The organism is Streptomyces sp. CB02959, assembly GCF_002803155.1.
Taxonomy (GTDB): domain Bacteria; phylum Actinomycetota; class Actinomycetes; order Streptomycetales; family Streptomycetaceae; genus Streptomyces.
This window is the reverse complement of sequence record NZ_NNBP01000006.1, coordinates 223,195-242,012: the sequence shown is the minus strand read 5'-3', so window position 1 is coordinate 242,012 and position 18,818 is coordinate 223,195. Positions and strand designations below refer to the sequence as shown.

Genomic DNA, 18,818 nt, shown 5'->3' with positions numbered 1-18,818 from the left:
GACGTACCTCCTGCTGGATATAGGTCGTTCCCAATGTTCTTTCCGTGGGTGGCCCAAGCCATCCACGGATGGAAGATAGCGCAAAAGGGGCGGCGCAGGCTGTTCGATTCCCGCCCCCCCTGGCGAGGCGCTACGCGGCTGCTGGGCGGTCGTTCTCGGCGTCGTCGAGGGTGATCGTCCATCCCGCGGCGGTCAGTTCCTCGACGACCTGCTCGGCCATGTCCCTGGCGCGCGTATCGGCGGCGCCGAGGGTTTCCTCGACGGCGGCGCGCACGGCGGCGCGGGCGGCGGCGGGAATCATGCGGCCGGCTCCTGGGGTGCGTAGTGACGGGCGGTGGCGCGGTCGAGGCGGGTCGGGTGCGCGTCGCGGCGAGGGATGCGGCGGTAGTTGACGCACGGGGCACCGACGGCGGCGCGGCACTGGTCGTAGGGGCACGGCACGTCGAGTGCGTCGGGCAGTCCCTCGATGGCGAGGCGTTCCCGCTCGGCCTGGCGTGGCCGGTACGGGGCGAGGGCATCGCGCACGGTCCTGGGCACGTAGTCGCCGAGGGCGGCGAGGCGTTCGGCGGCGGCCTGGTCGCGCTCCTCGCGGGTGCCGCCGGTCAACTCGCGGAACGTGGCGGCCGGGGCGGCGCCGGTGGCGACGGCGTGCCGGCCGGCGGCCAGCGCGGCGCGGTACGCCGCGGCGTCGTCCGGGTCGACGGCGGGCACCGGGTCGTGGTGGCGGTCAATGACGTCGCGGTGGAAGTCCCACCACGGACGGGACACATCCGACGGCTTGATCGGGTAGGGGCTGGTCGCGATGTGGTGGCGGACGACCTGTGCGGCGTCCCAGTGCTGCCCGTTGGGGTGCGGGGCGGTCGGCGGCACGTCGGACAGCAGGTCTGCCCAACTGTCGAGGGTTTCGCCGGCGGCGGCCTGGTCGGTGGGCGCGCTGCGCGGGTCGAGGCGCACGGCGTAGGCGAGCAGGGCGGCGACTTGTTCGCGGGTCATCGGGCGGTCTCCTTCGGCGAGTTGAGTGCGGCGGCGAACAGGTCGACGGCGCGGGCGACGCGGCCGGGGCGGGCGGCGTCGAGAGGGATCACGTCGGCACCGGGCGAGGTCGGGGCGCCGGCGGCCACCGGGGGGAGCGCGGTCCAGCCGGGCAGGAAGTAGCGCACGCTGCGGGGTCGGCTGCGGGCGTGGCGCCACTGCTCGCGGGCGTGGTCGACCAGGGCGGGCACGGCGGTGCGCTTCACGATCGCTTCGAGGCGGAACCACTCGGCCTCGGCGAGGGACCACTCGACGACGACGCCGGCCGCGGTGAGCGCGTCGCGCAACGGCGTCAGGTTTGGGGGCACGGCGGGCGTCGAGCTGTAGCTAGCTTGCTGTACCTCCGTAGGAGGTACAGAGGGACGGGACGGGTCGGGTCGGGGGGACCGTGACGGGTCCATACCGTCACGCTGTGACGGGGCGCCCTGACCTGCGATGTCTTCCGGAAACTCGATCTGATTCGCGGAGCTTTCGTGATTTTCGGCCGACGATTCGTCGTCGTTTCGCGGACGATTCGCAGACGAATCGATGGGATTTCGCTCCTGGTTCCGCTGAGCGGCGGCCTTCTCGCGGGCTCGCTGCTGCCGGTCGGCGGCCTTGGCTCGGTCGTCCTCGACGCGTGCGCGGGTCGGGTTGTAGGTCAGGAAGTCGTGCATCACGTAGTCGCCGGCGGGCGGCTGCTTGCACCGGGTGCAGTCGTGGCCGGCCGCGTGCCACAGGCCGGACGCGACCAGCTTTCGGGCCTGGGGTGCGGTGCCGTACAGCTGGGCGACCACGCCGGGGATGACTCCCTCGGTGAGGTGCTGGGCGGCGTACGCACCTGCCCGGACCCACAGGCCGAGAGAGGCGTTCCCGGCCTTCAACAGCTTGGGGTGCGCGTGGGCGGTGTCGTCGACCTTGAACCACGTCATGCGGTGGTGCTCCTTGGGAAGGGGCGCCGGCGGCGAGGGCGTTGGTAGCGCGTCCTCGCTGCCGGGCCGGTCAAGCGGCGGTGGAGTAGGGGCGGGTGCGGGCCGGTTGGTGGTCGTCGCGGCGCGGCCCGCAGGGATAGGGGCGCACAGGTTGTGCGCCGCACCGCGGGTTCCCGTGGGCGCAACCGTCCGCCGGCGGGTTGTTGCACGCGTTGCAGTACCGGCGGCCGTCGGCGCGGTGCCGGCCGTGTGCGGCCTGGTCGTGGTCGCACGCCGGTGTCCGGTGCTGCATTCCCGTGATCGCGGCGAGGGCGGCACGGTCGCGCTGCCTGGTCGTCTGGTCGTCGACATGGGCGGGCGAGCAGCACGTCGGCACGCCGCACGACGGCCGGACGCTGCCCATGGGCAGGCGGCCATGCCCCAGGATGAACGCGGCCTGAAACGCCGTGTAGTCGCGTCCCTGATGCCGGAAGCGGCCCCCGCCCTTGGTCGGGCGACTGGTCCACGCGAGGTGTCCGTCGGCGGTCTCGCGGGTGCGCTTGGCGAACGCCGCTGCGAGGCCGGCCGGGACAGACGCGGCCGGCGGCACCGGCGGCGCGGGTGCGTCGACCACGGCGAGTTGCTCGGGTACAGGCTCGACCGGTGGGGCGTCGAGCAGACGGCGCGTGTGGTCCACGCTGATGGCGGTCGCACCAGTCATTCCGCACCCCCCGCGGTGATCGCGGCGAGCTGATGCGCGAGGGCACCCGTACGCCACGCCTCGGCCGTCGCGTCCTTCCCGCCCTCGCGCCACGTAAGGGCATGGGTTCGGGCACGGGTGGGCTTGATGACGACGCCCGGCACGTCGTGCACTTCACCGGTCGTCTTGTCGGCGACCTTCGCGGCGCTCACGGCCTTCATCTCGGCGACCAACTCGGCAAGCTTCCACGGCTTGACGGTCCGCACGATGCGGGTCTCGGTCCACTCCTGGTCGGGCCACGTCCGGCGCACCCACAGAGCGAGGGCTTCCTCGTCGACGACTACCGGGCCCGTCTCGCCCTTACGGAGCGAGATCGTGGCGACCTGCTCGCCACTGGGCAGGATGGCGGCGATCCGCTCGACACCGTCGCGCGCCGCCGCGGCGTCGAGTGCCCTCTGTGTGCGGGCCCGGACGTCCTTCTTGGCGGCGGCAACACGGGCGGCGAGCAGGTCGAGGGCGGCCTCTTCGATCGCGAGGTCGCGCAACGACTCGACCGGCTGCTCGGCACTCATGCGCTCGCCCCCTTCGCGGCGTCGAGCAGGTCATCGCGCATCTCCCGCAGCTGCCCGACGGTGCCCTCGGCCGGCTGGCACTGGTGACGGTTGGCGAACGTCTCGTCGGCCTCGGCCCGGTCGGCGAGGCCGGCGGCGCGGGCGGCGTCGTACACCTCGCCCAGGGCGGCGGCCTTCTCCTGGTCCTGGTCGACCGGCTGCTCGGCGGCCGGCGCGCCCTTGGTCCACTGCATCGCTCGGCGCGGGGCGTCGGCGATCGGGCCCCGACGCTGCTCGCCCGGCTGCGCGGCGGCCCGCTTCTGCGCGGCGACCTGGTCGAGGCGAGCGAGGTAGTCCTCCGGAGCCCCGGCGGCGACGGCGTCGGCACGCACCTTGTCGAACGCCTCGGCGCTCTGCGCCCCTTGGGCCTCGGCGAGGTAGTCGCGGCGCGGCCCGGCCGGCGCCTGCTGCGGACCCGCCTGTCGGGCCGGGCGCGGGCCGCGCTGCTGCTGTCCCTGCCCACTCTGCTGGCGGCGGCCCTGCTGCCGCTGCTCGGTGCGCTGCTCGGGCGTCGGCTCCGGGTGGTGACGGTCGCCGTCGTCGATGCTGCGGCCGTCCACAGGCAGCATGAACAGCGTGAAGAGCAGGTACTTGAGGGCGGCGGACTGGGCCTTGTTGGTGGACTTGTCGGCGTAGTCGAACGCCTCGCCCGGCACGTCGGCAACCAGGCAGTCACCGGCCGGTCCGTATACCCGGTACCGCATGGTGATCACGGTTCGGGTCATCTTCCCGTCACGCTGCTGCGCGTGCTCGGCGATCGACGGAAGGATGAACACCCCGTGCGCCCGCAGCGGACCGGCCATGGCCGACATGACGTCATCGATGCCGCGGAAGGCGTAGTTCTGCTGCTCGTTGCGCTGGTTCTTCCCCACGGGCATCGCGTCGCGCATCACGGCGCTGATCGCGGCGAACACACGGGGGGCGTCCGCGGGGGTGCCGGCCGGGGCCGGAACGTAGACAACTTCCGGCGCGCCGACCGGCGCCGGGGCGACGTGCTGCTCGGCGAGGCGGGTGGGCAAGGTGGTGACGGTCACGGGCGCGGGCTCCGGTTCGTGCGGTGGCGGATATGAGCGGCGAGTCGGGTGATGCGGTCGGCGAAGCTGATCGCCGAGTCGGGGTCGAGCAGGTCGTCGAGGCCAGCGACGGCCGCCTCGGCGAGCAGGGCCTCGCGGCTCCCGTCCGCGGTGGCGGCGCGCATGGCCCGCTCGTACTCGGGCACGTCGTGCCCATAGATCGCGTGGTCGACAGCGGCGACGTTCTCGGCGTGGTGGACGAGCAGGGCACCGAGGTCGTCGGGTGCCTCGGCGTAGGCGACGGCGAGGGCGTCGAGCAGGGGCTCGACGCGGTCGGCGATCGGCAGACGGACCGTGCGGCCGTCGGCGGCGAGCTGGGGACGGATCACTTGGTCAGCTCCTCGGGCATGGTCGGCTCGTCGTAGTCGAGGCCGCCGGTGGCGGCGTCATAGGCGAGGGGGCGCGTCCAGTCGGCGGCCGGGAACGCCCGGCGCAGCAGGCCGCGGGCGGCGCGGTGCGCGTCCCGGTCGGCCCGGATCGGAAGGCCGAGGGCGTCGTCGAGGACAACCCACGTCGCGAGGCGGCGCTCGCCGTCGCGGTCGGTGTGCACGGGGACGGTCCGCACGTGGACCGTGCCGGGCGCGATGGCGTCGAGCTGCCGGGCGATCACGGCGCGGCGGGCAAGGAAGCGGCGGCCGGTGCGGGCGCCCTGTATGGCGAGGGCGGCGCGTAACGAACGGGCGGTAGTCTGGGGCTTGTTCACGATCGGTGCCTCTCTGAGCGGCGGTCGTGGCGGGCCGTCCGGGTCGAGTCCGGGCGGCCCATTTCGTTGTCAGGCGGCGCGGTACTCGACGGCCGGCGCCTGCTGGCGCTGCTGGCGTTCGAGGCGCCGAAGGATGAGTTCGACCTCAGGGGACAGGCGGCCGGCGGCACGGTCGGCGTCGCGCCGGTGCCGGGCGGCGTCGAGGACGCGGCGGGCGTTGCGTATGGCCTGCTCGCGGGGGATCACGTTGTTCATGCCGTGGTCCGCTTCATGAGCTGACCAGCGGATACGCCGTAGTGCTGCTCAACTGCCACGGCCAGCGCGGCACTTGGGGCGGTGCGTCCGTGCCAGAGGCGCCATGCGGTGTTCCGTGCAACCTTCAAGCGTCGCGCTGTGTCTGAGGGGTTGCGGTCGCCTGCCTCGCGGGCGGCGGATATGAGGGTGGCGCGGTCGTACATAAGTAACGTCCTTCCGCGGTCGGAACTATTCCGTCCACGGATGGAACGTTAGCAGGTTCGTTCGGTCGAGACGGACCTTGATGTCCAAAATCGACCTTCTGGAATGTTTGTTGACATGTGGCACACGCCTGGCCACAATCGGTCACCAGTTCGATCGGCGGGTTACGAATCGAGGGGGTGAACCGTGCCTTTAAGGCATGTTATGGACATCGTTAAGCGATCTCATTGGTGGTACGGTCCGCTCGCGATATGTTCCATCCATGGAACAACCGAACCTCCCACGCGCGAACCAAGCCGCCAGCCCCGCGCAGTTCGCCACCTGGCTGCGTCAGCAGCTTGAACGGCGCGGCTATGACCTCCGCCCCAGGGGCGGCGGCCAAAGTCGCTTCGTCCAAGATTCCGGAATCGGCGCCGGCTCAGTAAGCCGCATGCTCCGCGGACAGGGCTCCACAGAGACACGAGTCCTGGGGCTGCTCGCCGACGCCCTCGACATCCCACTACCCGAGGTGCTGGTCGCCGCCGGCGTACTCACCCGTGAAGAACTCGACGGCGTGCGCAAGGCAGGCACCACACCACGCCCCGCGCCCCTCACGCCCGAGGCCGCCGCAGACGAACTAGGCATCACCGACCCGCAGTCACGCCGCCTGTTCGTCTCCATGACCGAAACCCTTCGACAGCAACGAGCCGAGAACGGCGGCAAGGAACACGCCGCCGAGAACTAGCGCACGGAGGCACAGTGACCCACCGCTACATGCCCGTATTTGTCTTCACCCTGCTTGTGGTGGGCCTGTCGGCGGGCGTCGTCGGATTGCTCGGCGGGGACGACGACTTCTTCAGCGCCGGCCTATTCCTCACACTCACGGCTGTACCGCTGATCATCACGCGCACTGTGCACAACTCCCACACGGTCACTGCCCACCAGCTCGCCGAAGCAGACAGAGCCGGCTACCACCGTGCCCTTGACCACGTTGCGCGCGGCCTGCTCGACGCCCCTGCCCCACCCGACCCCGGTCACCGGGCGACTGCCGAGCAGGTCGCGGGCAACGTGATCACACTGCGCCCGCGTCCAACCAGACCGATCGAACGGAAGGCACAGTGACCACAATTACGGTCCAGCCGTCCGCCGACACCTTCGGCGAACTGATACCCGCCATCGGGTACATCCGGGTCTCGACCTGGAAAGAAGAGAAGATCAGCCCAGAGCTTCAGAAGACGTCCATCGAGGACTGGGCGAAGCGCACCCGCCGGCGCATCGTTCAGTGGGTCGTCGACCTCGACGCCACGGGCACCAACTTCCACCGCAAGATCATGAAGGCCATCGCAGCCATCGAGGCCGGTAAGGCCCGAGAGATCGCGGTATGGAAGTTCAGCAGATTCGGCCGCAGTCGGCACGGCGTCGCGATCAACCTCACCCGAGTGGAAAAGGTCGGCGGACAGCTCTACTCATCGACCGAGGACGCCGACCCGCGCACGGCAACGGGACGCTTCACCCGCGGCGTGCTGTTCGAGGTCGCCGCGTTCGAAGCCGACCGCATCGGCGAACAATGGAAGGAGGCACACGAGTACCGCCGTGCCGCCAAGCTCCCGGCTATGGGCAAGCCGCGGTTCGGCTACCTCTGGCACAAGAGGTACGACCCCGTCACCGGCGTGCTTCAGAAAGAGCGCTACGAGGCCGACCCGGAGCTACGCGACATCGTCGCCGAACTCTGGGCCCGCTACCTCAACGGAAGCGGGTTCAAGCCGCTGGCCGCCTGGTTGAACAGCCTCGGCTGCACCACCACGCGCGGCGGCATCTGGGGGCAAGAGAATCTCAGGTACTACATGGACAGCGGCTTTGCGGCCGGCCTGCTGCGCCGCCACCGCCAGGACTGCCCGCGCGGCAAGCATCAGGGGCAGTGCAATTACTACGACCTTGTGCCGGGCGCACAGGAAGCGATCATCAGTGACGAGACGTGGAAGGAGTACCAAGAGCGGCGCAAGCTGGTTGCGGCCACGCCGCCGCGAAGTCGCCTGCCAAGCACGGAGGTAACCGGGCTGACGCGCTGCGGCCAGTGCACCGGGGCCGCAACGGTGAGCCGAAGCCGAGGTAAGCCGGGGTTCCGGTGCGCGCGGCGAACCGAGTACGGAGCTGACGGGTGTATTGGCGTCTGGGCCCGTGGCGCCGACGTGGTCGCCGAGGTTCTGGAGTGGCTCAGCAGCGTGGCGCACGAGATCGACAACGCGCCGGCCACAGCACTGGACGGCCACAGCCCGAACGATGATCGGGCGCGGGCTGCACGCGAGCGTGCAAGGGTGCAGACCGAGCACGCCAAGGTCGAGGCGTCGCTCACTCGACTGGCCGTCGATGCTGCGAAGAACCCGGACAAGTACCCGCCAGGTGTCTTCGAGGCGGCGCGGGATGAGCTGGTGGCCGAGCGCCACCAGCTTTCAGAGCGGATCTCGGCCCTTGTCGAGGTCGAAGAGATGCCGGAGGCAGACGATTACCTCCCCCTCCTGGTGGGCGTCCTGGACGAGTGGGAGACGCTGACCGTGGCCGAGCGGAACTTGATTCTGCGCAAGCTGATCAGGCGAATCGTTCTGCACCAGCCGAAGCGGCCGGGCCCGGTCACGGTAGCGATTGTCCCCGTCTGGGAAGAGGCGCGGCATCCTGAGCAGCGCCTTCACGCCGCCAAGGCGTGACGTTCATTAGAGACGAAACCCTCGAAGTTCCACTGGACATCGCCCGCCGCGCCCTCGGCGTCCGCGGTGCCGGTCAGCTCGGCGTACAGCGGGTGCCGGTGCTCGCCGTTGACGTCGGTCTTCTCGAACAGCGGGAAGCTGACGCCGTATGTCGTCGAGCAGAAGGTGGCGATCTCCTCGGCCGTGCCGGGCTCCTGGCCCGCGAACTGGTTGCTGGGGAAGCCCAGCACGCTGAAACCGCGGTCGGCGAACCGCTGCTGGAGCTGCTCCAGTCCCGTGTACTGCGGGGTCAGCCCGCACTTGGACGCCACGTTCACCACCAGCAGGGCCTTGCCCCGGTAGTCGGCGAGGGAAGCGGGCTCACCGGTCAGGGTGCGCAGCGGGATGTCGTACAGGCTCATGCTCGGGCTCCTCAGTGCGGTTCCGTGGACGGGGACATCCGTCCTCGCCCCCAACAACCGTGCCCGGTCTGATCTTCCCGGGATCGTCGGCCGGCCAGGTGACCATCGGCCGCAGCGCGCCCGCCCGCCACTCCTTGAGCAACTGGTCGAAGATCGGGGTGTCCTCCTCGGCGCGACGGCGACGGCGGCGGGCGCCGGACGGCGGAAGCCGGGGCGGCTGGTGCGGGAGCGAGATGCGCTGGAAGGGATGTCCCGGGGTCTTCTTGGCGTCCATGTCCGGACTCAACGCCAATTCGCCCCGCGAGGTACGGGACCGGGCCGGTGCGCGCACCAGATGCCCCCTGGGCCGGTGAAGGTCAGAAGATACGTTCCAGGGGCCGGCCGGGCGGCTGACCGCCCGACCGGCCCCTGGGGTGCGGTCGGTGGGATCCGCGGGGCCGCGCGGGATCAGGCCCGGCGGAGCAGGCCGCCCAGGACCTCCCGCAGCGCCCCCTCCGGGTCGGCCACCCGCCCCTCCGCGCGCCACGCCACGAATCCGTCCGGCCGGACCAGCACCGCGCCCTCCGGCGTCGCCCCGTGCACCTCGGCCCAGTCGGCGCCGTCCTCCGGGACCAGGTCGGCGTCGGCGCCGGTGCCGATCCGGTAGTGGTCCAGCCGGGCCGACCAGTGCGCGGCGGCGGCTTCCGCCGCGGCGCGCCAGATCTTGCCGTCCTCGGTGCCGGTCAGCAGGACGAACGACCGCTCGTAGAGATCCAGGGTGGAGCGCCGCTCCCCGTCCGCGTGCAGCCACAGGTGCGGGGCCCGGGTGCCCGGCTCGCCGGTCAGCCGCATCCGCTCGGGGACGACCGGGAGGTCGGGGTCGGCGCCGAGGACCGCGCCCCGCGGGTAGCAGTAGCCGAGGGCCACGGTCAGCACCCCGCGCTGGCGTCCGCCGCCGCCACCGGGTGCCGGGTCGTAGCCGGGGTGGCTGTGCTCGGCCGACCGGGCGGAGGCGCGGGCGCTGGTCACCTCGGCCACCGGCCGGCGCTCGTCCTCGTAGGTGTCCAGCAGCGCCGGGGCCGCGGAACCGTCGAGGACGGCGGCGAGTTTCCAGGCGAGGTTGTGCGCGTCCTGGATGCCGGTGTTCGAGCCGAACGCCCCCGTGGGGGACATCTCGTGGGCGGAGTCGCCGGCGAGGAAGATCCGGCCCGCGGAGTACCGCTGCGCGACCCGCTCCGCGGCGTGCCAGGGTGCCTTGCCGGTGATCTCAACGGCCATGCCGGGCACGCCGGTTGCCCGCCGGATGTGCTCGATGCACCGCTCGTCGGTGAAGTCCTCCAGGGTCTCGCCGCGGTCGGGGTGCCAGGGCGCGTGGAAGACCCACTGCTCGCGGTTGTCCACCGGCAGCAGGGCCCCGTCGGCCTCCGGGCCGGTCAGGTAGCAGGCGATGAAGCGGCGGTCGCCGACCGCGTCCGCGAGCTCGGGGGCCCGGAAGGTGATGCTGACGTTGTGGAAGAGGTCGCCGGGGCCGCTCTGGCCGATGCCCAGCCGTTCCCGCACGGGGCTGCGGGGGCCGTCCGCGGCGATCAGGTAGTCGGCGCGGAGGGTGGTGTGCGCACCGGTGTCCCGGTCCTTGAGGACCGCGGTCACCCCGTCGGCGTCCTGGTCGCAGCTGATCAGCTCGGTGCTGAACCGCAGGTCGCCGCCGAGTTCGTGGGCGCACCGCAGGAGCACCGGCTCCAGGTCGTTCTGGCTGCACAGGCACCATCCGGACGGGCTGAACCTGGCCAGCCCGCCGCCCGGGTCGATCTCCCGGAACAGCCACTCCTGCTCGTCACCCGTCAGCGAACGGGCCTGCAGGATCCCGTGGTTGTCGGCGAGGACCGAGGCCGCCGCCCGGATCCGGGCCTCGGCGCCGGCGACCCGGTACAGCTCCATCGTGCGGACGTTGTTCCCCCGTCCGCGTGGATGCCGTGAGGTGTCCGCATGCTTCTCGACCAGGACGTGCGGGACGCCCAGACGCCCCAGGAACAACGAGGCGGACAGACCCACCAGGGACCCGCCCACGATCAGTACCGGCACCCGGTCTTCGACCTTGGGATTCATGTGTGCGCTCCAGCTCCAGCGGTGCGTACGGGAGATGGAGCAACGCATGCCCGGCCCATGGCGCCTTCCATCACGGTTCACCTGCATGGCTCACACATCTCGCGCCGGCCGTGGGTCTTGGCCACGATCGAATCCGGACCCTCCCCCCGCGACACACCGGGCCGAAGGTTCGCCCATCCGACTCAGTCGACCGGATCGCATCGGGAGTAACGGACGGCACCGGAATCCCGGATCGCGCCGGAACTGACGACGCACCACAGGGGCCTCGTGCCCTGGAGGAGATGCGTAGATGATGACAACGCTGTCGGAACGAATATCGCAGTCCGCCTTCGACGGTTCCAGGCTCCGGGTCGTCCTCCTGCTGGATCTGCAGGAAGGAGCCCAGCAGCAGTTCCTGGAAGCCTACGAGCAGCTGCGCAACCAGGTGGCCTCCGTCCCTGGGCACATCACCGACCAGCTGTGCCAGTCCATCGAGAACCCCTCCCAGTGGTTGATCACCAGTGAGTGGGAGAGCGCGCCGCCGTTCCTCGCCTGGGTCAACAGCGAGGAGCACGTCAAGATGGTGCAGCCGCTGCACGGCTGTGTGCGCGACACCCGTTCCCTCCGCTTCAGCGTTCTGCGCGAGACCTCCAACGAAGCCGTCGCCGCCCCCGAGCCGGTCAAGGGCCGGCTGCAGGCCGACCCCCGCGTCGGGGACGGAGTGGTCCGGCACGCCCTCACCTTCACCGTGAAGCCGGGCAGCGAAGCGATGGTGGCCGACATCCTCTCCGGCTACACCTCCCCGGCGGCCCGGGTCGACGACACGACCCGGCTGCGCCGCACCTCCCTGTTCATGTACGGCAACCGCGTGGTGCGGGCCATCGAGGTGCAGGGCGACCTGATCGCCGCGCTGCGGCACGTCTCCCGGCAGCCCGAGGTCCGGGCCGTCGAGGAGGCCATCAACCCCTACCTGGAACAGGACCGGGACCTCGACGACCCCAACTCCGCCCGGGTGTTCTTCACCCGCGCCGCGCTGCCCGCGGTGCACCATGTGGCGGCCGGTGGCCAGGAGCCCGCGGACGTGTCGCGGCACGCGCTGTTCTACCCGGCCAAGCCCGGCTCGGGCCTGACGCTGGCCAAGATGCTGGCCCGTCAGGACGAGATGGCCGCCGACGACCCGGCGTCCCCCGTCTACGGCAGCACGGTCTTCCAGCGCGACGACATCGTCGTCCGCCTCGTCGACCTGCGGGTCCCCATCGACCGTGACCCGCTGGTGTCCCTCGGCGCCCGTGGCCCCCGCAAGCTCGCCGTGCTGCGGCGGCTGCTCGACGGCGACGTGGCCGGCGGTCTGACCACCGACCGCGAGCTCGCCCACTTCCTGGCCCGCGCCGACATGGACCTCATCACCGACCGCCGGGCAGCGGACGCCTGACCGCGTCGGTCGCCGACCGGCGGGCCCTCGGGCCGTACCAGGCCCCACCGCCCGCACCCCTTCATCCGCCGGCATCACGCCCCTGGAGGAATCAGCCATGACCACGCACCGCCCACGCATCGTGGACCTCAGCGAGACCCAGCCCAACCGCCGGCGCGGAGGTGATCTGCGCGCGATGCTGACACCCGGCGTGGTGGGCGCCACGAGCGGCTTCATGGGCATGGCACTGGTCCAGCCCGGCGAGCGCATCGGCGAGCACTACCACCCGTACTCCGAGGAGTTCGTCTACGTCGTCCAGGGCGCCCTGGAGGTCGACCTCGACGGGGAGACCCTGCCGCTGCGGCCGGACCAGGGGCTGATGATCCCGCCGTACATGCGGCACCGCTTCCGCAACGTCGGGAACACCGAGGCCCGGATGGTCTTCCACCTGGGCCCGCTGGCGCCGCGTCCGGAGCTGGGCCACGTGGACACGGAGGGCACGGAGGAGGGCACACCGGTCGCCCCACCCGAACGTCCGGAGCCGGTGTCATGACCCGCCGCGTGGCGGTCACCGGTATCGGCATCGTCGCCCCGGGCGGCGTGGGCATCCCGGCTTTCTGGGACCTGCTGTCCACCGGGCGGACGGCCACTCGTGGCATCACCCTCTTCGACCCGACCGGCTTCCGGTCCCGGATCGCCGCCGAGTGCGATTTCGATCCGGCCGAGCACGGGCTGGACGAGGAGCAGGTGGCGAAGTCGGACCGGTACGTCCAGTTCGCGCTGGTCGCCGCGGCGGAGGCGCTGCGGGAGGCCGGTCTGGACATGGAGCGGGAGGACCCGTGGCGGATCGGGGTGTCCCTGGGCACCGCGGTCGGCGGCACCACGCGCCTGGAGCACGACTACGTGGCGGTCAGCGAGTCCGGCCGCCGCTGGGACGTGGACCACCGGCCCGCCGGACCCCATCTGCACCGGGCGTTCTCGCCCAGTTCGCTGGCGTCCGCGGTGGCGGAGCAGATCGGCGCGCACGGCCCGGTGCAGACCGTCTCGACGGGCTGCACCTCCGGCCTCGACGCGATCGGTTATGCCTTCCACTCCATCGAGGAGGGCCGGGCCGACGTCTGCGTCGCCGGCGCCTCGGACTCGCCGATCTCCCCGATCACGGTGGCCTGCTTCGACGCGATCAAGGCGACCTCCGCGAACAACGACGACCCCGCACACGCCTCCCGGCCGTTCGACGCCCGGCGCGACGGGTTCGTCATGGGGGAGGGCGGCGCCGTCCTCGTCCTGGAGGAACTGGAGCACGCCCGGGCCCGCGGTGCCACCATCCACTGCGAGATCCGCGGCTACGCCACCTTCGGCAACGCCTACCACATGACCGGCCTGACCCAGGAAGGTCTGGAGATGGCCGAGGCGATCAACCGCTCGCTGGGCCATGCGCAGCTCGACCGCACCCAGGTCGACTACGTCAACGCGCACGGCTCGGGCACCCAGCAGAACGACCGCCACGAGACCGCCGCGGTCAAGAAGTCGCTGGGTGACCACGCCTACAAGGTGCCGATGAGCTCGATCAAATCGATGGTGGGCCACTCGCTGGGCGCGATCGGGGCGATCGAGATCGTCGCCTGCGTCCTGGCGCTGACCCACCAGGTGGTCCCTCCGACCGCCAACTACGAGACCCCGGACCCGGAGTGCGACCTCGACTACGTGCCGAAGACCGCACGGGAAGTGCCGCTGCGGTCGGTGCTGTCCGTGGGCAGCGGATTCGGCGGGTTCCAGTCAGCCGTGGTCCTGACCAGGCCGGGTGGGAGGCCGAGATGAACTCCCCGCACGAACGTTGTTCCGTCGTCACCGGCATCGGTGTGATCGCCCCCAACGGGGCCAACACCGAAGCATTCTGGAAGGCCACCAAGGAGGGCATCAGCGTTCTCGACACGGTCACCCGCGAAGGCTGCGAGGACCTGCCGCTCAAGGTGGCCGGAGAGGTCCGCGACTTCCATCCGGCAGAGCTGATCGAGGAGCGGTTCCTCGTCCAGACCGACCGGTTCACGCACTTCGCGATGGCCGCGGCCAACCTCGCGTTGGACGACGCCCTGCTGGGCCGGGCCGACTACAACCGCTCACCGTTCGCGGTGGGGGTGGTGACCGCGGCCGGCTCCGGCGGCGGCGAGTTCGGCCAGCGGGAGCTACAGCACCTGTGGGGTCAGGGCTCGCGCCACGTCGGCCCGTACCAGTCCATCGCCTGGTTCTACGCGGCCAGCACCGGCCAGATCTCCATCCGCGGCGGCTTCAAGGGGCCGTGCGGTGTGGTGGCCAGCGACGAGGCAGGCGGACTGGACGCACTGGCGCACGCCACCCGCAGCATCCGCCGCGGCACCGCTGCGGTGGTGGTGGGTGCCGCCGAGGCCCCGCTGGCCCCGTACTCGGTGGTCTGCCAGCTCGGGTACGAGGATCTCAGCCGGTCCGACGAACCGGACCGCGCCTACCGCCCGTTCACCCGCGCGGCGTGCGGGTTCGTGCCCGCCGAGGGTGGCGCGATGCTGGTCGTCGAGGAGCGGTCGGCCGCCGAGGAGCGCGGTTCCCGGCCCCGGGCCGTGGTGGCCGGCCATGCCGCCACCTTCACCGGCGCCGCCCTCTGGGAGGCGTCCCGGGAGGGACTGGCCCGGGCGATCGAGGGCGCGCTGGCCGACGCCGGGTGCGCCCCCGAGGAGATCGACGTGGTGTTCGCGGACGCCCTCGGGGTGGCCTCGGCGGACCGGGCCGAGGCGCTGGCACTGGCCGACGCCCTGGGCCGGCACGCCGCCGAGGTCCCGGTGACCGCGCCCAAGACCGGTATCGGCCGCGCGTACTGCGGCGCCCCCGTACTGGACATCGCGGCCGCGGTGCTCTCCATGGAGGGCTCCGTCGTGCCGCCGACCCCCAACGTCGTCGACGTCACCGTGGATCTCGACGTGGTGACCGGCAAGTCCCGGTCCGCCGAGCTGCAGACGGCGCTGGTGCTGAGCCGGGGACTGATGGGCTCCAACGCGGCGATGGTGCTGCGCCGGTGCGAGAAGTCCCCCTCCTGAGAGGAGATTGCCATGATCGCTCAACTGACCCTCGACGAGCTGGCCGCGCTGATGAAGTCGGCCGCCGGCCTGACCGTCGACCCGGAGGAGATGGCGAACCGGCCCGAAGTGACCTTCGCGGAGTACGGGCTGGACTCGCTGGGCCTGCTCGGCATCGTCGGCGAACTGGAGAACCGCTACGAGCGGTCGCTGCCCCCGGACGCCGAACGCGCCAAGACGCCGCAGGACTTCCTCGACCTCGTCAACACCAACACCAACACCAACACCAACACCAACACCAACACCGACACCGTCACGACAGGAGCCTGACATGCCCGGCCACACCGAGAACGAGATCACCATCGCCGCCCCGCTCAGCCTCGTCTGGGACATGACCAACGACCTGGAGCACTGGCCGCGGCTCTTCAGCGAGTACGCCTCGGTCGAGGTGCTCTCCCGGGAGGGCGAGACGACCACCTTCCGGCTGACCATGCACCCGGACGAGAACGGCCAGGTCTGGAGCTGGATCTCCGAGCGGACCCCCGACCGCGGGGCGCTCACCGTCCGCGCCCGCCGCGTGGAGACCGGCCCGTTCAAGTTCATGGACATCTTCTGGAAGTACAAGGAGATCCCCGGCGGCACGTCGATGCACTGGACCCAGGACTTCGCTATGAAGCCCGAGGCCCCGGTCGACGACAAGGGCATGACCGAGCACATCAACCGCAATTCCCGGATCCAGATGGAGCTCATCCGGGACCGGATCGAGCAGCGGGACCGCGAGATCCGCGCGGCCGCCCCGGCCAACTGACGCCCCGCCGGCCCGACTCCGGACCGCCGCCCGGCGGCAACGAAGGGAACCTCCCGATGCACCACGCTCTGATCGTCGCCCGGATGAAGCCGGGCTCGGCTCCCGACATCGCCGAGGTCTTCGCGGCCTCGGACCGTACGGAGCTGCCCCACCTGGTGGGCGTCAACCGGCGGAAGCTGTTCCAGTTCGGTGACGTGTACCTGCACCTCATCGAGTCCGACCTGCCGCCCGGCCCGGAGATCGCCAAGGCGCACCAGCACCCGGAGTTCCAGGCCGTCAGCCAGAAGCTGTCCGCGTACGTCAGCGCGTACGACCCGGAGACCTGGCGCAGTCCCAAGGACGCGATGGCCCAGGAGTTCTACTGCTGGGAGCGGGACGGCGCCGGCTGATCCGGACCGGCGCACGGTGGCCGGCCTCCCCGTCATGTCCTGCGGGGAGGCCGCCGCCGTGCCGGCCGCCGCGGGCCGGCTCCGCCCGTGCGCCATGTCGGCTCAGCCGGCGGGGACGGTGCACTCGAAGGCGTGCAGATACGGGTTGACCACCAGGATGTCGTGGACCAGCAGCCCGGCCTCGGCCATGTGGCGGACCAGGCTCTCCTTGGAGTGCTTGGCCCCGCCCACGTTCAGGAGCAGCAGCAGGTCCATGGCGGTGGTGAACTTCATCGACGGGCTGTCGTCGACGAGGTTCTCGATGACCACGACCCGGGCACCGGGCCGGGCCACCTCGACGACCTTCCGCAGCGTCCGGCGGGTGCTGTCGTCGTCCCATTCCAGGATGTTCTTGATGATGTACAGGTCGGCCTGGACGGGGATGTCGTCGCGGCAGTCGCCGGGCACGATCCGCGCCCGGTCGGCCAGCGGACCGCCGTCCCGCAGCCGGGGGTCGGCGTTCTCCACCACCGACGGCAGGTCGAGCAGGGCGCCGTTCAGCGAGGGGTACTTCTCCAGTAGACCGGCCAGGACGTGCCCCTGCCCGCCGCCGATGTCGGCGACCGAGGACACCCCGGTCAGGTCGAGGAGTTCGGCGATGTCGCGGGCCGACTGCTTGCTGGAGGTGGTCATCGCGCGGTTGAAGACCTGCGCGGAGTCCTGGGCGTCCTCGTGCAGGTAGTCGAAGAACCCCTTGCCGTAGAGGTCGTCGAAGACGTTCCGGCCGGAGCGCACCGCGTCGTCCAGCCGCGGCCACGCCTCCCACGTCCACGGTTCGGTGCACCACAGCGAGATGTACCGCAGGCTGTTCGGGGTGTCCTCCCGCAGCAGTCGCGACATCTCGGTGTGGGCGAACTTCCCGTCCGAGGTCTCCTGGAAGATCCCGTAGCAGGCCAGCGCCCGCAACATCCGCTGCAGGGGCCGTGGTTCGGTGTCCACCGTGGCGGCCAGCTCCTCCACGGTGGTGGGCTGCTCGCCCAGCGCGTCGGCGACACCGAGCCGGGCGGTGGCCCGGACGGCTGCCGCACACGCGGCGCCGAAGATGAGTTCCCGCAGCCGCATGGCGGGCTGGGGGGTGGGGCTCACGGTGGTCATTCCGCCTCTTTCTCCCGTTGACGTTCGCATGGGCGTTGTCGCCGGCACCGCCGCCGCGCGGCCGGCGCCGCTATGTGCACAGGCCGGGCGGCTTGGAGGTTCGGCAGGTGTTGCGGAGGAAGACGTTCTGCTGTCCGGCCGGATCCGCGTTGACCAGGTCCGCCGGGGCGTTCCGCAGCACCACGTTGTCGCTGATGACGTTGCGCTCGTTGAGGGCTTTGACGAAGCTCGGGAAGAGCACCACGCCGCCCGAGAGAGGCGATTTGCCGACGTTGTCCCGGACCAGGTTGTGCCGGACGAGCGTGTCCTCGGTGCCGGTGAGGACGATGCCGGATCCCTGGAGGAACGCCAGGCGCTTGGTCGCCGGGCAGAACTTGTTGTTCCGGGAGACCTCGTTGTCCCGGACCGTGAGCGCGCCGGCCTTGGGGTGCCCCTCGTCGCCGACCACGAACACCCCCGCGCAGTTCCCGACCACGTCGTTGTGGGCGATCAGGAGGTTGCGGACCCGCCGGGCGGTGATGCCGATGCGGTTGCCGCCGAGCCGGTTCTCGACGAGCCGGGTGCGCTGGGTGTCGAGCGCCCCGCCCTCCTCCGCGACCACGTTGGCCAGGAAGATCCCGGCGTCGCCGTTCTCCGTCGCGATGTTGTCCTGGAGCAGGCTGCGCACCGACTTCTCCAGCGCGACGCCCCACTGGCCGTTGTGCCGCGCGGTGACGTGGTGCACCGTCAGCCCCTCGGTGCCGGAGGCCCACACGCCGTTCCGCCGGAACCCCTCGACGGTCAGCGACTGCAGGTGGACGTCGGTGAGCGGGCCACCGGGGCCCCCGGTGACGCAGATGCCGTCGCCGGTCTGCCCGCAGGCGTTCTCGGCCCGGGTGGCGGGCGGGGCGAGAACGGTTTCCCCGCCGACCCCGCGGAGCAGCAGGTGTGACTTGTTGATCAGCACGCTCTCGCGGTACACGCCGGGCAGCAGCACCACCGTGTCGCCCGGTCGGGCCGCGTCCACCGCCCGCTGGATCGATTGACCGGGCTGGACGACGAGCACATCGTCGTCCCGGTCCGGTGCGGCCTGGGACGGTGGGGCCGCGGCAAGTACGCCGGCCAGGACCGCCGCCGCGCACCCCAGGTGGGTCATTCGCCGTGCCCCGCGGGGCATCTGTCGTAGCGCCATGAGGCGAAGCTATGGGCGATCACCCGGCCCCGCCACATGTGGTAGCCCGATGACCACAGTGCGTGCAGGGGTCAGCTTTCCGGGGCCTGGGTGCCGGGGGGACGAGGGGCGGAGGGCAGTGGTCGGGTGCGCCCGGCGTCCGCCTCCGGATCAGCCGCCGGGCCGGGCCCGGGATCGGACGGGGTGTCAGCCGGACCGTCCGGCAGGACCTCCGTCAACAGGGCCGCGAGGCTGGCGGGCAGGAACCACG

Annotated in this window: 23 protein-coding genes; 10 read left to right on the top strand and 13 right to left on the bottom strand. The window is 71.3% G+C overall.

Going from position 1 to position 18,818, the window contains the following annotated elements; genetic code table 11:
* Window positions 1–130: 130 nt before the first annotated feature.
* From CG747_RS47935 to CG747_RS12615, 9 genes are all read right to left on the bottom strand, one after another.
* Window positions 131–301 carry a hypothetical protein gene (locus CG747_RS47935; RefSeq protein ID WP_180985501.1) on the bottom strand — a complete coding sequence of 57 codons (171 nt, stop codon included), beginning with the start codon at window positions 299–301 and terminating at the stop codon, window positions 131–133.
* Window positions 298–993, bottom strand: a complete 696-nt coding sequence (locus CG747_RS12650) for a cell surface glycoprotein (protein WP_100601792.1) — start codon at window positions 991–993, stop codon at window positions 298–300. Before CG747_RS12650 ends, CG747_RS47935 begins: the two co-directional genes overlap by 4 nt.
* The gene (locus tag CG747_RS12645) at window positions 990–1,943 is read right to left on the bottom strand and encodes a mucin-2 (protein WP_100601791.1); all 954 of its coding nucleotides are present in this window, start codon (window positions 1,941–1,943) and stop codon (window positions 990–992) included. The genes CG747_RS12650 and CG747_RS12645 overlap by 4 nt, the downstream gene beginning before the upstream one ends.
* A gap of 70 nt (window positions 1,944–2,013) precedes the next feature.
* The gene (locus CG747_RS12640; RefSeq protein WP_257980371.1) at window positions 2,014–2,643 is read right to left on the bottom strand and encodes a hypothetical protein; all 630 of its coding nucleotides are present in this window, start codon (window positions 2,641–2,643) and stop codon (window positions 2,014–2,016) included.
* Window positions 2,640–3,194 carry a hypothetical protein gene (locus tag CG747_RS12635; protein ID WP_100601789.1) on the bottom strand — a complete coding sequence of 185 codons (555 nt, stop codon included), beginning with the start codon at window positions 3,192–3,194 and terminating at the stop codon, window positions 2,640–2,642. Before CG747_RS12635 ends, CG747_RS12640 begins: the two co-directional genes overlap by 4 nt.
* Window positions 3,191–4,267 carry an ERF family protein gene (locus tag CG747_RS12630; protein ID WP_257980370.1) on the bottom strand — a complete coding sequence of 359 codons (1,077 nt, stop codon included), beginning with the start codon at window positions 4,265–4,267 and terminating at the stop codon, window positions 3,191–3,193. Before CG747_RS12630 ends, CG747_RS12635 begins: the two co-directional genes overlap by 4 nt.
* Entirely contained in the window at window positions 4,264–4,635 is a 372-nt protein-coding gene (locus tag CG747_RS12625) for a hypothetical protein (RefSeq protein WP_100601788.1), read from the bottom strand. The genes CG747_RS12630 and CG747_RS12625 overlap by 4 nt, the downstream gene beginning before the upstream one ends.
* Window positions 4,632–5,009, bottom strand: a complete 378-nt coding sequence (locus CG747_RS12620) for a hypothetical protein (protein WP_257980369.1) — start codon at window positions 5,007–5,009, stop codon at window positions 4,632–4,634. Before CG747_RS12620 ends, CG747_RS12625 begins: the two co-directional genes overlap by 4 nt.
* 69 nt (window positions 5,010–5,078) lie before the next feature.
* Complete coding sequence (locus CG747_RS12615; protein ID WP_100601787.1) at window positions 5,079–5,264, bottom strand: hypothetical protein; 186 nt, start codon at window positions 5,262–5,264, stop codon at window positions 5,079–5,081.
* 463 nt (window positions 5,265–5,727) lie between these two features.
* Here CG747_RS12615 and CG747_RS12610 point away from each other — a divergent pair, with 463 nt between their 5' ends.
* From CG747_RS12610 to CG747_RS12600, 3 genes are read left to right on the top strand one after another with little or no spacing between them, the layout of a single operon-like run.
* Window positions 5,728–6,189 (top strand): XRE family transcriptional regulator, encoded by a 462-nt coding sequence (locus CG747_RS12610; protein ID WP_100601786.1) that lies wholly within the window; start codon window positions 5,728–5,730, stop codon window positions 6,187–6,189.
* A 14-nt stretch (window positions 6,190–6,203) separates the two neighbouring features.
* Window positions 6,204–6,566 carry a hypothetical protein gene (locus CG747_RS12605; protein WP_100601785.1) on the top strand — a complete coding sequence of 121 codons (363 nt, stop codon included), beginning with the start codon at window positions 6,204–6,206 and terminating at the stop codon, window positions 6,564–6,566.
* A complete protein-coding gene (locus tag CG747_RS12600; protein WP_100601784.1) occupies window positions 6,563–8,146 on the top strand; it encodes a recombinase family protein in 1,584 nt (527 codons plus the stop codon). The genes CG747_RS12605 and CG747_RS12600 overlap by 4 nt, the downstream gene beginning before the upstream one ends.
* Here the strand turns inward: CG747_RS12600 and CG747_RS12595 are convergent.
* Both CG747_RS12595 and CG747_RS12590 read right to left on the bottom strand, forming a co-directional pair.
* On the bottom strand, window positions 8,128–8,547 hold the full coding sequence (locus tag CG747_RS12595; RefSeq protein WP_100601783.1) for a glutathione peroxidase: 420 nt from the start codon (window positions 8,545–8,547) through the stop codon (window positions 8,128–8,130). The genes CG747_RS12600 and CG747_RS12595 overlap by 19 nt on opposite strands.
* A 447-nt stretch (window positions 8,548–8,994) precedes the next feature.
* Window positions 8,995–10,632 carry an FAD-dependent monooxygenase gene (locus tag CG747_RS12590; protein ID WP_100601782.1) on the bottom strand — a complete coding sequence of 546 codons (1,638 nt, stop codon included), beginning with the start codon at window positions 10,630–10,632 and terminating at the stop codon, window positions 8,995–8,997.
* 292 nt (window positions 10,633–10,924) lie between these two features.
* On the opposite strand from CG747_RS12590, the gene CG747_RS12585 reads away from it, so the two are divergent.
* The 7 genes from CG747_RS12585 (at window position 10,925) to CG747_RS12555 (ending at window position 16,263) form a co-directional block, all read left to right on the top strand.
* Window positions 10,925–12,043 carry a SchA/CurD-like domain-containing protein gene (locus CG747_RS12585; protein ID WP_100601903.1) on the top strand — a complete coding sequence of 373 codons (1,119 nt, stop codon included), beginning with the start codon at window positions 10,925–10,927 and terminating at the stop codon, window positions 12,041–12,043.
* A 97-nt stretch (window positions 12,044–12,140) separates the two neighbouring features.
* Window positions 12,141–12,575, top strand: a complete 435-nt coding sequence (locus CG747_RS12580) for a cupin domain-containing protein (RefSeq protein WP_100601781.1) — start codon at window positions 12,141–12,143, stop codon at window positions 12,573–12,575.
* Window positions 12,572–13,840 (top strand): beta-ketoacyl synthase, encoded by a 1,269-nt coding sequence (locus CG747_RS12575; RefSeq protein WP_100601780.1) that lies wholly within the window; start codon window positions 12,572–12,574, stop codon window positions 13,838–13,840. The genes CG747_RS12580 and CG747_RS12575 overlap by 4 nt, the downstream gene beginning before the upstream one ends.
* Entirely contained in the window at window positions 13,837–15,087 is a 1,251-nt protein-coding gene (locus CG747_RS12570) for a beta-ketoacyl synthase N-terminal-like domain-containing protein (RefSeq protein ID WP_100601779.1), read from the top strand. Before CG747_RS12575 ends, CG747_RS12570 begins: the two co-directional genes overlap by 4 nt.
* 12 nt (window positions 15,088–15,099) lie before the next feature.
* Window positions 15,100–15,396 (top strand): acyl carrier protein, encoded by a 297-nt coding sequence (locus CG747_RS12565; RefSeq protein ID WP_100601778.1) that lies wholly within the window; start codon window positions 15,100–15,102, stop codon window positions 15,394–15,396.
* Between the two features lies 1 nt (window position 15,397).
* Window positions 15,398–15,874: an SRPBCC family protein gene (locus CG747_RS12560; RefSeq protein ID WP_100601777.1), complete on the top strand. Its 477-nt coding sequence runs from the start codon at window positions 15,398–15,400 to the stop codon at window positions 15,872–15,874.
* A gap of 56 nt (window positions 15,875–15,930) precedes the next feature.
* A complete protein-coding gene (locus CG747_RS12555) occupies window positions 15,931–16,263 on the top strand; it encodes a TcmI family type II polyketide cyclase (RefSeq protein WP_100601776.1) in 333 nt (110 codons plus the stop codon).
* A 102-nt stretch (window positions 16,264–16,365) separates the two neighbouring features.
* Here the strand turns inward: CG747_RS12555 and CG747_RS12550 are convergent, their stop codons facing one another.
* Both CG747_RS12550 and CG747_RS12545 read right to left on the bottom strand, forming a co-directional pair.
* Window positions 16,366–17,397 (bottom strand): methyltransferase, encoded by a 1,032-nt coding sequence (locus CG747_RS12550; RefSeq protein WP_100601775.1) that lies wholly within the window; start codon window positions 17,395–17,397, stop codon window positions 16,366–16,368.
* A 70-nt stretch (window positions 17,398–17,467) separates the two neighbouring features.
* Entirely contained in the window at window positions 17,468–18,532 is a 1,065-nt protein-coding gene (locus CG747_RS12545) for a nitrous oxide reductase family maturation protein NosD (RefSeq protein ID WP_100601774.1), read from the bottom strand.
* Between the last annotated feature and the right edge of the window lie 286 nt (window positions 18,533–18,818).